The organism is Actinomyces provencensis, from assembly GCF_900155435.1.
GTDB classification, from domain to species: Bacteria; Actinomycetota; Actinomycetes; order Actinomycetales; family Actinomycetaceae; genus Pauljensenia; species Pauljensenia provencensis.
In genome coordinates, this window is record NZ_LT700212.1 from 1404883 (window position 1) to 1419234 (window position 14352).

At 70.1% G+C, this 14352-nt stretch carries 12 protein-coding genes; 3 read left to right on the forward strand and 9 right to left on the reverse strand.

Translation table 11 applies throughout. From position 1 onward, the window contains the following. Nucleotides 1–11 precede the first annotated feature (11 nt). The 4 genes from BQ9890_RS06190 to BQ9890_RS06205 form a co-directional block, all read right to left on the reverse strand. A complete protein-coding gene (locus BQ9890_RS06190; protein WP_075890159.1) occupies nucleotides 12–1403 on the reverse strand; it encodes a glycine--tRNA ligase in 1392 nt (463 codons plus the stop codon). Nucleotides 1404–1765: 362 nt separating this feature from the next. After that, entirely contained in the window at nucleotides 1766–2734 is a 969-nt protein-coding gene (locus tag BQ9890_RS06195; RefSeq protein WP_078062271.1) for a sugar ABC transporter permease, read from the reverse strand. Beyond that, entirely contained in the window at nucleotides 2734–4332 is a 1599-nt protein-coding gene (locus tag BQ9890_RS06200) for an ABC transporter permease subunit (protein ID WP_075890161.1), read from the reverse strand. Before BQ9890_RS06200 ends, BQ9890_RS06195 begins: the two co-directional genes overlap by 1 nt. A 102-nt stretch (nucleotides 4333–4434) precedes the next feature. Then, nucleotides 4435–5673, reverse strand: a complete 1239-nt coding sequence (locus BQ9890_RS06205; protein ID WP_075890163.1) for a sugar ABC transporter substrate-binding protein — start codon at nucleotides 5671–5673, stop codon at nucleotides 4435–4437. A 168-nt stretch (nucleotides 5674–5841) separates the two neighbouring features. Here BQ9890_RS06205 and BQ9890_RS06210 point away from each other — a divergent pair, with 168 nt between their 5' ends. From BQ9890_RS06210 to BQ9890_RS06220, 3 genes are all read left to right on the forward strand, one after another. Beyond that, nucleotides 5842–6900: a LacI family DNA-binding transcriptional regulator gene (locus BQ9890_RS06210; RefSeq protein ID WP_075890165.1), complete on the forward strand. Its 1059-nt coding sequence runs from the start codon at nucleotides 5842–5844 to the stop codon at nucleotides 6898–6900. 228 nt (nucleotides 6901–7128) lie between these two features. Further along, nucleotides 7129–7596 carry a Fur family transcriptional regulator gene (locus BQ9890_RS06215; protein WP_075892832.1) on the forward strand — a complete coding sequence of 156 codons (468 nt, stop codon included), beginning with the start codon at nucleotides 7129–7131 and terminating at the stop codon, nucleotides 7594–7596. Nucleotides 7597–7612: 16 nt separating this feature from the next. Continuing rightward, nucleotides 7613–8158, forward strand: coding sequence for an SNARE-associated domain-containing protein (locus BQ9890_RS06220; RefSeq protein WP_230297845.1), 546 nt, complete (start codon nucleotides 7613–7615; stop codon nucleotides 8156–8158). A 168-nt stretch (nucleotides 8159–8326) separates the two neighbouring features. On the opposite strand, the gene BQ9890_RS06225 is transcribed toward BQ9890_RS06220, so the two are convergent. From BQ9890_RS06225 to leuA, 5 genes are all read right to left on the reverse strand, one after another. Next, entirely contained in the window at nucleotides 8327–9124 is a 798-nt protein-coding gene (locus BQ9890_RS06225) for an isoprenyl transferase (protein WP_075892834.1), read from the reverse strand. A 122-nt stretch (nucleotides 9125–9246) separates the two neighbouring features. Continuing rightward, complete coding sequence (recO, locus tag BQ9890_RS06230; protein ID WP_043534162.1) at nucleotides 9247–9981, reverse strand: DNA repair protein RecO; 735 nt, start codon at nucleotides 9979–9981, stop codon at nucleotides 9247–9249. A gap of 237 nt (nucleotides 9982–10218) precedes the next feature. Further along, complete coding sequence (locus BQ9890_RS06235) at nucleotides 10219–11016, reverse strand: isoprenyl transferase (protein ID WP_075892834.1); 798 nt, start codon at nucleotides 11014–11016, stop codon at nucleotides 10219–10221. Between the two features lie 122 nt (nucleotides 11017–11138). Further along, complete coding sequence (recO, locus tag BQ9890_RS06240; protein ID WP_043534162.1) at nucleotides 11139–11873, reverse strand: DNA repair protein RecO; 735 nt, start codon at nucleotides 11871–11873, stop codon at nucleotides 11139–11141. 505 nt (nucleotides 11874–12378) lie between these two features. After that, complete coding sequence (leuA, locus tag BQ9890_RS06245; RefSeq protein ID WP_075890167.1) at nucleotides 12379–14136, reverse strand: 2-isopropylmalate synthase; 1758 nt, start codon at nucleotides 14134–14136, stop codon at nucleotides 12379–12381. Nucleotides 14137–14352 lie beyond the last annotated feature (216 nt).

The window sequence follows — 14352 nt, forward strand, 5'->3', positions numbered from 1 at the left end:
GTGGGGACCACTCAGCAGCACCCCAGGCGCTCGACGAGCCAGGGACGCACCTCGTCCAGGGGCAGGCGCACCTGCTCCATGGAGTCGCGCTCACGCACGGTGACGGCGTGGTCCTCGACGGACTCAAAGTCGTAGGTGATGCAGAAGGGGGTGCCGATCTCGTCCTGGCGACGGTAGCGGCGCCCCACCGCGCCGGAGGTGTCGTAGTCGACGTTCCAGGTGGAGCGCAGCTCCTGGGCGAGCTCGGAGGCGGGGCCGGTGAGCTCGGGCTTGCGCGCCAGCGGCAGGACCGCGACCTTGACCGGGGACAGGCGCGGGTCCAGGCGCAGCACGGTGCGCTTGTCCACCCCGCCCTTGGCGTTGGGGGCCTCGTCCTCGGAGTAGGCCTCCACCAGGAAGGCCATGAGGGAGCGCGTCAGGCCGGCGGAGGGCTCGATGACGTAGGGCGTCCAGCGTTCCTTCTTCTCCGGGTCGAAGTAGTCCAGGTGCTGTCCGGAGGCCTCGGAGTGGACGGTGAGGTCGTAGTCGGTGCGGTTGGCGATGCCCTCGAGCTCACCCCACTGGCTGCCCTGGAAACCGAAGGTGTACTCGATGTCGACGGTGCGCTTGGAGTAGTGGGAGAGCTTCTCCTGGGGGTGCTCGTACATGCGCAGGTGGGAGGGGTCGATGCCGAGGTCGGTGTACCAGGAGAAGCGCTCGTCGATCCAGTACTGGTGCCATTCCTCGTCGGTGCCGGGCTCGACGAAGTACTCCAGCTCCATCTGCTCGAACTCACGCGTGCGGAAGATGAAGTTGCCGGGGGTGATCTCGTTGCGGAAGGACTTGCCGATCTGGCCGATGCCGAAGGGGGGCTTCATGCGCGAGGTCGACATGACGTTCGCGAACTGCGTGAAGATGCCCTGGGCGGTCTCGGGACGCAGGTAGTGCAGCCCGGCCTCGTCGTCGACGGGGCCGAGGTAGGTCTTGAGCAGGCCGGAGAAGGCCTTCGGCTCGGTCCACTGGCCGCGGGTGCCGCAGTTGGGGCAGGGCAGGTCGGAGAGGCTGACCTGGTCCTCGGTGAGGCCCTTGCGCTCGGCGTAGTTCTCGATGAGCTCGTCCTCGCGCAGGCGCTTGTGGCAGCTCAGGCACTCGATGAGCGGGTCGGTGAAGGCCTGGACGTGGCCGGAGGCCTCCCACACCTTGCGCGGCAGGATGACGGAGGAGTCGAGGCCGACGACGTCCTGACGGGAACGCACGACGCGGTTCCACCACTGGCGCTTGATGTTCTCCTTGAGCTCCACGCCCAGGGGGCCGTAGTCCCAGGCGGACCGGGTGCCGCCGTAGATCTCTCCGGAGGGGAAGACGAAGCCACGGCGCTTGGCCAGGCTGATGACGGAATCGAGGCGGCTGGAACCCTGTGCCACTTGGTGCACTCCTTGTGTCCTGTGGGCCGCACCTGGCTGGCGCGGCTCCTGGCTGTGCAGATTCTAGCCTCAGGTGCACCCCGGGGCCGGTGCCGTCCGGGTGGGCGCGCCCGGGCGGACGGGTGCGCATCGCGCGGGTCCTCCCCGACGAGGGCGGACCGCACCCCCGCGAGAGCGCACCCACAGCCCGACGAGGGCGCACCCACACCCTGACGAGGGCGGGCCCACACCCTGATGCGGGTGGACCCACTCGCCCACGAGGGCGACGCGGGTTCCTGACAGGGGAACCACACACGGCGGTCCGGAGGGACCGGGCACCGGTCCGTGACAGGCACCGGTGGCACAGCCCCTCCCGGCTCCACTCAGCCCTTGACGGACCCCGCCGTCAGACCGGAGACGATGTAGCGCTGCAGGTACAGGAAGATCAGCACCACCGGGACCGCCGCCACGACTGCTCCTGCGGCGAAGAGACCCCACGGGGCGGTGCGGGCATCCGCCGCCCAGTTGTACATGCCCACTGCCAGCGTGTACCTGTCGGGGGTCTGGAGGACCACCCGGGCGATCACGAAGTCACCGAAGCTGGCGATGAAGGACAGCAGTCCGACCACGGCCAGGACCGGCAGGACCAGGGGCATGATGATCGTCCAGAACACCTGGGCGTGCGAGGCGCCGTCGATCTCGGCGGCCTCGTCCAACTCCTTGGGCACGGTGTTGAAGAACCCGTAGAGGAGGAAGGTGTTCGACCCGAGCGCACCACCCAGGTACACGCAGATGAGCCCCAGCTGGGAGTTCAGGCCCAGGGCCGGGAAGACGTCCTGGAGTGAGAGCAGCAGCAGGAACAGGGCCACGAAGGCCAGCATCTGCGGGAACATCTGGACCAGGAGCAGGAAGGTCAGGGTGCCCCGCCGTCCCCGGAAGCGGAAGCGGGAGAAGGCGTAGGCGGCACTCGCCCCCATGAGCACCGTGCCGACGGCGGTGCTGATGGAGACCACCAGGGAGTTGCGGATCCAGCTCCAGTACTCCGTGCCGGACAGCGCGGAGAAGTTCTGCGTGCTGAAGGTCGCGAACAACCTGTTGGACCCCGTCAACGTCGCATTGGGGACCAGTGAGACCGAGAGCACGTAGAGCAGGGGCACCACGCAGTAGATGATGGCCACCACGCCGACGATGTGACGCCACCCGACCTCCGCCCACCAGCGCAGCCCCTTCAGGGAGGTGTGGAGTTCCTCCGGCGCCCGCCGGGTGGTGCGGCGCGTCCTCCTCCCCGGCCCGCCGGTGCTGCGTCCTTCCTCGCGCCCCACCTCCAGGGGGGTCGTACCGGGTGCACTCATCACAGGTCCTCCAGTGCTCGCGTCCGACGGAAACCGGCCCAGGCGATCAGGCCCACCACGATGAAGATGACGATCGACATCGCCGAGGCCAGGCCGTAGTCCTGGCCTCCTCTGTCGAAGGCGATCTTGTAGACCATCGAGATCAGGATGTCCGTCTCCCCCACCGGCACCGACAGGCCCGGGTAGTTCGGGCCTCCCCCGGTGAGCATGTAGATCAGGGAGAAGTTGTTGAAGTTGAAGGCGAAGGAGGCGATGAGCAGCGGCACCGTCGACTGGAGCACCAGCGGCAGCTTGACGGACCAGACGGTGCGCAGCGCCCCGGCGCCGTCGATCTTCGCGGCCTCCAGGGCGTCGGAGGGCAACGACTGGAGGCTGCCCATGCACACGAGGAACATGTAGGGGAAGCCCAGCCACAGGTTGACGCCCAGGATGGCGACCTTGGCCAGCAGCCCGTTAGTCAGCCACGGGATCTCCGCACCCCCGAGCAGCACCTGGTTGACGAACCCGAAGCGCTCGTTGAGCATCCCCTTCCACACCAGCGTCGCCAGGAAGGCCGGGAACGCATAGGGCAGGATCAGCAGGGACTGGTAGATCCTGCGCCCCCTCACCCGGGTGTCGGAGAAGACCAGCGCCAGGAACAGGCCGAGCGCGAAGGTCGTGAGCACGGAGCCACCGGCGAACACTAAGGACCACACCAGTGCCCTGAGGAAGGGCCCACCCAGGTCACGGCTGACCACCATGTTCGTGAAGTTGTCCAGCCCCACGAAGACCCGCCACCCGGGGGTGAGCTCCGTCCCGTCCGGGGCGACGAAGGCACCCGCGTCGGTCGCGGTGTAGGTGGTCCCCGTCTCGTTGTCGGTGATGCTGTCTGTGGCCGCGTCGTAGGAGAAGGTGGAGCGGGCGAGGTAGCCCTTGGAGCCGTCGGTGGTGACGTAGTGGCCGTCGGAGGGGTCGTCGGAGACCGGGACGGCCAGACCTGCCACCTCCTGCTGGCGTTGGCTGAGCTGGGCGAAGGTCAGGACGTCGTGCCCGGGGACGGCCGTGATGCCCATCGCTCCGACCTCGGCGCCCTCCACGGGCTCCAGGGGCTGGTCCGGGGTCCCCACGGAGACGACGTCCGTGTCCGGGTCGAGGACGGCCAACCCCAGCGTGCCCCCGTCGTCGATGACGGCGACCGGCACCGTGGGGGATCCCTCGACCCGCTTCTCGTGCTTCTGGAGGATCGCGGAGATCGCGTCCTGCTGGGTGGAGTTGTGTCCCTGCCCGTAGTTGGTCAGCGACACGTAGCCGGTGTAGCCCATGACGAAGACCTGGTAGACGAGGACGAAGACCAGCCCGGGGAGCAGGTACTTCGCGGGCAGCATCCGCGGGGAGAAGTAGACGACGTTGACCGCCACGAGGAGCAGGACGAGGACGGCGACGATCCCCCATGACCCGGCGTTCCAGGCGGTGAGGATGCCGTAGACACCCAGGGCGTCCACGAGCATGACGAGGACGAGCTTGAGGAGGAAGCCGCGCCCCCCCACGTCACGGGCGTGGGAGTTGGTGTGGCGGGTGGGGGGTGTGGTGGTGCTGGGTGAGGTGCCCGGTGAAGCCATGGGGTGCTCCTGTTGTTGCGTCATGGGACGAGGGCGAGGGTCGGGGCGTCCCCGGGCCCCTCGGGCCCGGGGACGCCCCTGACTGCCGTCAGTCGAGGTGTGTCACTGACCGATGGCACCCTTGATGTTCTCGACCATAGTCGACCAGCCCTCTTCGGGGGCTTCCTTGCCGGTGACGATGTTCGCCTCGGTGACACCCCAGAACTGCCAGACCGAACCCATCTCCGGGATGGCCGGCATCGGGACACCTGCTCCGGCAACCGTCGCGAAGCCCTTGATGTCCTCGTCGTCGATCCCCTCGGCGACCGAGGTCATCGCCGGCACACGTCCGCCGATCTCGTACAGCTGCTGCTGGGCTGCGGCCGTCCCGACGTACTCGAGGAACTTGTTGACCAGCAGCTGGTTCTCGGTCTTCGCCGAGGGGAAGAACACCTGGACCCCGACGAAGGGCTGGGCATCCTGGTCGCCGGCCTTCGGCACGGGGAGGACCGAGACGTCCATCCCCGCCTCACGGAAGGCGGTGACGTTCCACGGGCCGGTCACCGTGTAGGGTGCCTCGCCGTCCAGGAAGGCCTGCTTGGCGACGTCGGAGGTGATGGCCGGGTCCAGGATGCCCGCGTCGCCCTGGGCCTTCAGCCACTCGGCGAAGGCCGTGCCGTTCTCGCCGCCCAGGGCCAGGTCGGTCGTGTAGGAGCCGTCAGCGGACTGCTCGAAGACCGGCGCCCCGAAGGAGGTCTGGAAGGGGTAGAAGTGGTAGGGGTCGCCCTCGTCACCCATCTGGATGATGAAGGGGTACTTCACCCCCGTGGCCTCCCCGGAGGAGATCATGTCGTCGAAGGTGGTGGGGGTGTCGGTCGTCAGCGCGTTGTTGCGCACCAGCGCGACCGACTCGATGGCGTAGGGGACCCCGTAGGTCTGGCCGTCATAGGCGACGGCCTGGACGGCGGAGTCGGAGAACTCGTCCTGGACGTCGCTGAGGTCCACGGTTCCCACCACGCCGTTGGTGACCAGGGCGCCGAGCTTGTCGTGGGCCATGACGATCAGGTCGGGGCCCTTGCCCGTGGGGACCTGGGTGATGAACTCCTGGTCCATGTCCGACTCGGACTTCTGGACGACGGAGAGTTCGATCTGGGTCGCGGCGGTGAAGTCCTTCGCGAACTCCTGCATCTCCCCGTAGCGCGTGTCATCGGCCCAGATGGTGAGGGTTCCCACCCCGGCCGCGCCCGACTGGTCCCCGGCGGCGCCGGAGGCGGCGTCACCGGACTGGTCTGCCTCCCCGCCACAGGCCGCGAGGGTCCCCACCAGTGCCAGGGCTCCCAGAGCAGCAATACCTCTTCGCATGTCAACTCCTCAGTGGTGTCTCCGCCGCACTCATCGGTGAGCACGGTCGCTGAACATGACTGTAATCGTTGCTGCAATCTTCTGCAAGGATTGGGTGATTGATGCAGGAAGCGTTGACGAACTGTTACATTCACAGGCAGCGAGGACGCGCCCCACGGAGGAGGACCCATGTCGAGACCCCGTACGCGAATGGCGGACATCGCCGCACTGGCCGGCGTCTCCACGGCCACCGTGTCCAGGGTGGTCAGCGGCTCGGGACAGGTCTCCGGGGAGACCCGGCACAAGGTCCTCGTCGCGCTGGACTCCCTCGGCTACGAACGCCCCAACGCCGAGCGCCCGGGCAACTCCTCCGCCATCGCGGTCATCACCCCGGAGCTCGTGAACCCGATCTTCGCCCTCTACGCCCACTCCATGCAGGCCGAGATCACGCGTGCGGGGTTCCTGCCGTTGGTCTGCACCCAGACACCGGGGGGGACCAGTGAGGAGCAGTACGTCCGAAGTCTGCTGGATCGCGGCGTGGCCGGCATCGTCTTCGTCTCGGGTCGGCATGCCGACTACCGCGCCGACATCAGCCGCTACGCTTACCTGGCCGCCAGTGGCGTCCCCTTCGTCACCGTCAACGGCGCCCGCGCGGAGGTGCCCGCACCCGACTTCTCCACCGGGGACGCCATGGGCATTGAGGCAGCCGTCCACCACCTCGTCCAGCTCGGCCACCGGCGCATCGCCCTGCTGGGTGGTCACACCCACATCGTCCCGGCGGCCCGCAAGGCCGAGGCGTTCCGGAAGGTGATGGGACGCGAGCTCGGCGACACCGACCCCCGGATCACCGAGACCTTCTACACCTACGAGGCCGCTGCGAGCGCGGCACGCGGGCTCGTCGAGGCCGGCACGACCGCCATCGTGGCGGGCTCGGACCTGCAGGCCCTGGGAGCGGCACGCACCATCCACGCCATGGGGCTGCGCGTGCCCGAGGACGTCTCCCTGGTGGGCTTCGACGACTCGATGCTCATGGCACACCTGGACCCTCCCCTGACCACCGTGCGCCAACCGGTCCAGGCGATCACCACGGCCGCGGTCCGCGCGCTGACGTCCATGGAGCCCGGATCACCTCAGGAGCACCAAGCCTACGTGTACACCCCCGACCTCGTCGTGCGGGGGTCCACGGCCCAGGCCCCGGAGCGTGCCGGATCGGATCCACGCCCCCGGGGCAGCCGCACCCCCGTCTGACACCGCCCCGCCCCGTGCCGCCTCGCCCTGCCCCGGCGCGAGGCCCCACGGACAGGACGGGGCGACTCCCGACCACCCGCGGAATCACGCGGATTTTCTGACACCGTGTCCCACGTGGAGACCTCTTGCGCGGGGGGTTACCCTACGGGAGTGGGGCGTCGCACGGCCGTGCGTACCGCCCCGGCAACGAGGGCGTCCCCCTCGTCCTGGACCACCATCGGAGGCACAGTGCAACGCATGACGCGACAGCGCCAGGCCGTCCTCGCCGAGCTCCGGCGCGTGGACGACTTCCGCTCCGCCCAGCAGGTCTTCGAGGACCTGCGCGAGGAGGGCCACCGCGTCGGGCTCGCCACGGTGTACCGCAACCTGCAGGGACTCAGTTCCGAGGGCGATGTCGACGTCCTGCGTTCCGCCGATGGGGAGAGTCTCTACCGGCTCTGCGACGACCGCGGTCACCACCACCACCTGGTCTGCCGGCAGTGCGGGCACGCCGAGGAGATCCTGCTCTCCGAGGTGGAGTCCTGGGTCGCCGACGTCGCCCGCCAGCACGGGTACACCGAGGTCGACCACTCCATGGAACTCTTCGGTCTGTGCGCCACCTGCTCGGCGGCGCGTCACGAGGACCCGGCCCCGGCGACACCGGCAGGCACCACCGCGGACGCACCGGACGCCACACCATCCCCCACCACCGTCTGACAAGGAAGCAGTCATCATGCCCGTTCCCGACTGGGCCTCCTCCGGTGTACGCCTGATCGTCTTCCTGTTCTTCGTCGTCCTCCTGCGCGCCCAGGGCACGTACTGGCTGGGCAGGCTCGCCGCTGCGGGCGCCCTCAAGGCCTCCGACCGCAATGGCCTGGTGGGTCGGATCGCCCACTGGTTCAACGGACCCACCCCCCGCAAGGGCGCGGCCCTCCTCGAGCGCTGGGGGCTCATCATCATCCCCCTGTGCTTCCTCACCGTCGGCATCCAGACGGCCGTCAATGCGGGCTCGGGCGTGGTGCGCCTGCGCTGGCGGACCTACACCCTGGCCATGGTGCCGGGCTGTGTCGCCTGGGCCCTCATGTACGGCCTCGGCATGCTGGCCGTGTGGCAGGCGGCCCTCGCCGCGATCGCCGGCAGCCCGTGGGCCTGGGCAGCCTTCGCCGGTGTCGCCGCCCTGTTCATCGGGCTGCAGTGGCACCGACGCCACGGCGGCCACCGCATCGGGCACGCCGAGGAGGCGGCACCCGCCGTCGCGCACTCCACCGAGCGGGCCTGAGCGCCACCCCGCCCGGGGCCCTCCGCCCCCGGGTCCGGCGACCCGGACAGGGCACTCGGGGCGGGTCGTCGTGGGAGGGACCACGGACAGGTGCGGGGGCCGACCTCGTCGGTGACCACCTGTCGACCCGCCGGGCCGCCCTCGTCAGTCCCCACCGGGCCGCCCTCGTCAGGACCCCGGGTGGTCCTCCGCCGCGCCGTAGCGACGCTCCCGCCCCGCGTACCCCAGCAGGCAGTCCCACAGGGACTCGCGGTCGAAGGCGGGCCAGGGCGTGTCCACGAACATCATCTCGGCGTAGGCCAACTGCCACAGGAGGTAGTTGGAGATCCGCTGCTCCCCCGAGGTGCGCACCATGAGGTCGACGTCGGGCACGTCGGGCAGGTAGAGGTGACGCGCGAAAGTGCGCTCCGTGACTCCCCCGGGCTTCAGGCGCCCCTGGGCGACGTCCTCGGCGATGGAGCGTGCGGCGTCTGCGATCTCCGCGCGGCCCCCGTAGTTCACGCACATCACCAGGTCCAGGGTGTCGTTGTGCCGCGTCGTGGCCTCCGCCTGCCGCAGGGCGTGGATCACCGACTTCCAGAGGCGGGGTTCGCGCCCCGACCAGCGCACGTGCACCCCCCACTCGTCCAGCTGGGCGGTGCGGCGACGCAGGACGTCGGAGGCGTAGGACATGATGAAGCGGACCTCGGCGGGGGAACGCTTCCAGTTCTCCGTGGAGAAGGTGTAGACGGACAGGTAGCGCACACCGGCGTCGATGGCCCCGGCGACGGTGTCCATGAGCGCGTACTCGCCGGCCCGGTGACCCTCGGTGCGCGTCCGACCGCGCGAGTTCGCCCACCGACCGTTGCCGTCCATCACGAGCGCCACGTGGGCGGGCACCTCGGAGGCCGCCAGGTGGGGGGCCGGACGCGGCCACTCCCCCGGCCCAGCCACGGGTGCGCTGGGGTCCGCGGGCGCGCGGTCCATGGGGGCGGGCCCACTGCCCCGGAGCGCCCCCGGACCTGCGGGGACGACGGGCGTACCCCACGTCCCGGGCCCACCCGTCCTGCGGTCCTCCCCGGACGGTCCGGACCTGTGGTCCTCCATGCTCACCTCGACCTCTCCAGCACCTGCAGGGAACGCAGCCGTCGTTCCAGGTGCCACTGCGTGTACGCCGAGACCAGTCCCACGACCTCGTTGCGGCAGTAGTCCTGCGCGGAGTCCACGGGTCCCCAGTCCCCGCTGAGGAGGTCCCCCAGCAGCGCCATCGCCCCCGCCGAGGGCGCCGCCGATCCCGCTGGACGGCAGTGCTCGCACACGGCACCACCCTCCGGGACGGAGAACGCCGTGTGGGGCCCCTCGACCCCGCACACCGCGCAGTCGAAGCACGAGGGCGCCCACCCTGCGATCGCCAGGGCACGCAGCAGGTAGGAGTCGAGCACCATCATCGGGTCGTGCCGACGGTGGGCGAGGGCGAAGAGAGCGCCGACCAGCAGCAGGTACTGGGCGTGCGACCCCTCGTCCGCGTCGGCCGTGAGACGCTCCGCGGTCTCCACCATGACGGTGGCCGGGGTGAAGAGGTCGTAGTCCTCGGCCAGGGAGCGCCCGTGGGAGGTGATGGTCTCGACCTGGGTGATGATGTCGAGGGAGCGTCCCCGGTGCAGCTGGACGTCGATGACGGAGAACGGCTCGACCCGCGCCCCGAACTTGGACGTCGTGCGGCGCACTCCCTTGGCGACCGCCCGGACCTGGCCATTGTCGCTGGTCAACAGCGTGATGATGCGGTCGGCCTCGCCCAGCTTGTGGGTGCGCAGGACGACGGCCTCATCTCGGTAGGTCCGCATCACGGGCCCATTGTCGCACCCGGTGGGAGCTCCTTCGCGGTGGCCGCGCAGGTGGCGGGAGCACGTACGAGGGCGGACCCACCTCCGTGGTCGGACGCGCGCACGAGGGCGGACCCACCAGCGTGGTCGGACGCACGAGGGAGGGGACGCCCGGTGGGGGGACTGCCTCGGTCCCCTGGGGGACACGGTCGGGCCGGGCGCAGCTCGGCCCCCCGCGGACGGGTNGGGCCGCCCTCGTCAGGACCCCGGGTGGTCCTCCGCCGCGCCGTAGCGACGCTCCCGCCCCGCGTACCCCAGCAGGCAGTCCCACAGGGACTCGCGGTCGAAGGCGGGCCAGGGCGTGTCCACGAACATCATCTCGGCGTAGGCCAACTGCCACAGGAGGTAGTTGGAGATCCGCTGCTCCCCCGAGGTGCGCACCATGAGGTCGACGTCGGGCACGTCGGGCAGGTAGAGGTGACGCGCGAAAGTGCGCTCCGTGACTCCCCCGGGCTTCAGGCGCCCCTGGGCGACGTCCTCGGCGATGGAGCGTGCGGCGTCTGCGATCTCCGCGCGGCCCCCGTAGTTCACGCACATCACCAGGTCCAGGGTGTCGTTGTGCCGCGTCGTGGCCTCCGCCTGCCGCAGGGCGTGGATCACCGACTTCCAGAGGCGGGGTTCGCGCCCCGACCAGCGCACGTGCACCCCCCACTCGTCCAGCTGGGCGGTGCGGCGACGCAGGACGTCGGAGGCGTAGGACATGATGAAGCGGACCTCGGCGGGGGAACGCTTCCAGTTCTCCGTGGAGAAGGTGTAGACGGACAGGTAGCGCACACCGGCGTCGATGGCCCCGGCGACGGTGTCCATGAGCGCGTACTCGCCGGCCCGGTGACCCTCGGTGCGCGTCCGACCGCGCGAGTTCGCCCACCGACCGTTGCCGTCCATCACGAGCGCCACGTGGGCGGGCACCTCGGAGGCCGCCAGGTGGGGGGCCGGACGCGGCCACTCCCCCGGCCCAGCCACGGGTGCGCTGGGGTCCGCGGGCGCGCGGTCCATGGGGGCGGGCCCACTGCCCCGGAGCGCCCCCGGACCTGCGGGGACGACGGGCGTACCCCACGTCCCGGGCCCACCCGTCCTGCGGTCCTCCCCGGACGGTCCGGACCTGTGGTCCTCCATGCTCACCTCGACCTCTCCAGCACCTGCAGGGAACGCAGCCGTCGTTCCAGGTGCCACTGCGTGTACGCCGAGACCAGTCCCACGACCTCGTTGCGGCAGTAGTCCTGCGCGGAGTCCACGGGTCCCCAGTCCCCGCTGAGGAGGTCCCCCAGCAGCGCCATCGCCCCCGCCGAGGGCGCCGCCGATCCCGCTGGACGGCAGTGCTCGCACACGGCACCACCCTCCGGGACGGAGAACGCCGTGTGGGGCCCCTCGACCCCGCACACCGCGCAGTCGAAGCACGAGGGCGCCCACCCTGCGATCGCCAGGGCACGCAGCAGGTAGGAGTCGAGCACCATCATCGGGTCGTGCCGACGGTGGGCGAGGGCGAAGAGAGCGCCGACCAGCAGCAGGTACTGGGCGTGCGACCCCTCGTCCGCGTCGGCCGTGAGACGCTCCGCGGTCTCCACCATGACGGTGGCCGGGGTGAAGAGGTCGTAGTCCTCGGCCAGGGAGCGCCCGTGGGAGGTGATGGTCTCGACCTGGGTGATGATGTCGAGGGAGCGTCCCCGGTGCAGCTGGACGTCGATGACGGAGAACGGCTCGACCCGCGCCCCGAACTTGGACGTCGTGCGGCGCACTCCCTTGGCGACCGCCCGGACCTGGCCATTGTCGCTGGTCAACAGCGTGATGATGCGGTCGGCCTCGCCCAGCTTGTGGGTGCGCAGGACGACGGCCTCATCTCGGTAGGTCCGCATCACGGGCCCATTGTCGCACCCGGTGGGAGCTCCTTCGCGGTGGCCGCGCAGGTGGCGGGAGCACGTACGAGGGCGGACCCACCTCCGTGGTCGGACGCGCGCACGAGGGCGGACCCACCAGCGTGGTCGGACGCACGAGGGAGGGGACGCCCGGTGGGGGGACTGCCTCGGTCCCCTGGGGGACACGGTCGGGCCGGGCGCAGCTCGGCCCCCCGCGGACGGGTGCCGAGGGGGGCCGGAGCTCACCGTGGGGGGTCGCCCCGTGGTGGGACCCTGTGCCGTGCCGTCCGTGGATCACACGGAGCTCGCGGCGGTCGGGTCGGTCTGAGTGCGCTGGTCGGGGGAGGTCCTCCCCGGAGCGGCGCGGGTGGGTGGTCAGGAGTGGACGGTGTGCGGGTCCCGGTGCGGTCCGGCAGGCGTGCCCGGACCGAGTGGATCGGCCTGGGCCGCACGGGCGGCTGCGTCCGGTCGGGGTCGGGAGGAGCGACGGGGGCGCCTCACCCCCTCAGCGCAGGGCGCGGTTGACGGCGGAGATGACCGCCTTGTAGGTCGCCCTCGTGATGGAGGAGTCGATGCCCACGCCCCACACGATCTGACCGTCCACGGCCGCCTCCACGTAGGAGGCCGCACGGGCGTCACGCCCCTGGCTCATGGCGTGCTCGGAGTAGTCGAGCACGCGGACGTCCAGCTCGAACTGGTGCAGCGCCGCGACGAAGGCATCGATGGGGCCGGATCCACTGGCCTCGATGACCACCGGCTCGCCGTTGTCACGCAGGGAGGCGTGCAGGTCGACCTGTTCCTCGTCGCCGTGGCTGACCACCCGGGAGGACCCGAGTTCGAAACGACCCCAGGGCGCCAGCCCCTCGGCGGAGGAGGTGGGCAGGTACTCGTCGGCGAAGATCCTCCACAGTGAGTCCGCGTCGATCTCCCCACCGTAGGAGTCGGTGTGGCGCTGGACCACGCGGGAGAACTCGATCTGCAGGCGGCGGGGGAGCTCCAGGTTGTGGGAGGTCGACATGAGGTAGGCGACCCCGCCCTTGCCGGACTGGGAGTTCACGCGCACGACCGCCTCGTAGGAGCGGCCCACGTCATGGGGGTCGATGGGCAGGTACGGCAGCTCCCAGATGACGTCCTCCTCGCGCCCGCCGGCCTCCGCGACCTTCTTCTTGCGGGCGGAGAAGCCCTTCTTGATGGCGTCCTGGTGGGAGCCGGAGAAGGAGGTGTAGACGAGGTCACCGACGTAGGGGATGCGCGGCGGGGTGGCCATCGACGTGCAGTGCTCGACCGTGCGGCGCACCGCGTCGATGTCGGAGAAGTCGATCCCCGGGTCCACGCCCTGGCTGAACAGGTTCAGCCCCAGGGTCACCAGGTCGACGTTGCCGGTGCGCTCGCCCTGGCCGAGCAGACAGCCCTCCACGCGGTCCGCCCCGGCCATGATCGCCAGCTCGGCCGTGGCCACACCCGTGCCGCGGTCGTTGTGGGGGTGGACCGACAGGGCGATGTGCTCACGGTGGGAGAGGTTGCGGCTCATCCACTCGATCTGGTCGGCGTAGACATTGGGGGTCGCACGCTCGACGGTGGCGGGCAGGTTGAGGATGATCTCGCGGTCGTCCGAGGGCTCCCACACCTCCATGACCTCCTCGCAGATCTCGAGGGCGAACTCGGGTTCGGTGTCGATGAAGATCTCCGGGGAGTACTCGAAACCGAAGACGGTGTCGTCGTCGAGCAGCTTCTCCGCATGGGCGATGACGTCGCGGGCGCCGGTGACGGCCAGGTCGACGGTCTGCTCGCGGGTCGCGTGGAAGACCAGGTCACGGAACAACGGAGAGGTCGCGTTGTAGAGGTGGACCGTGGCGCGCGGGAACCCGACGATGGACTCCACCGTGCGCTCGATGATCTCCGGGCGGGACTGGGTCAGCACGGACACCGTCACGTCCTCGGGGACGGCCTCGGTCTCGATGAGGGAACGCACGAAGTCGAAATCCGTCTGGGAGGCGGCGGGGAAGCCGATCTCGATCTCCTTGTACCCCATGCGGACCAGCAGGTCGAACATCTCCCGCTTGCGGCCCGGGTCCATGGGCTCGATGAGCGCCTGGTTGCCGTCACGCAGGTCCGTGGACATCCAGCGGGGGGCCTTCGTGATGCGCCTGTCGGGCCACTGCCGGTCGGGCAGGTGGATCGGGTTGGCGTCGAGGAATGCCCGGTACTTCGACACGGGCATGGGTGAACGTCCGGGAGTGGGGACGTGCGCAGTGGTCTTCATCGCTGGTGGCTGCTTCCTTGGTCGTTGGCTTCGGTGTGACCGTGGCCGGGTACGACGAACGCCGCGACGAGGATCCGGCCTTTTCAGGCCTCGTCGCGGCGGGTAAGCAGCAGCTGTGCCGTGCGCATGTCGTCAACCTAGCGCCCCGCAGCGCCCGACGCAAAGACAACCACGCCTCGGACGTGTCGCCGGGGATCCCTTCCCCCTCCCACCCCT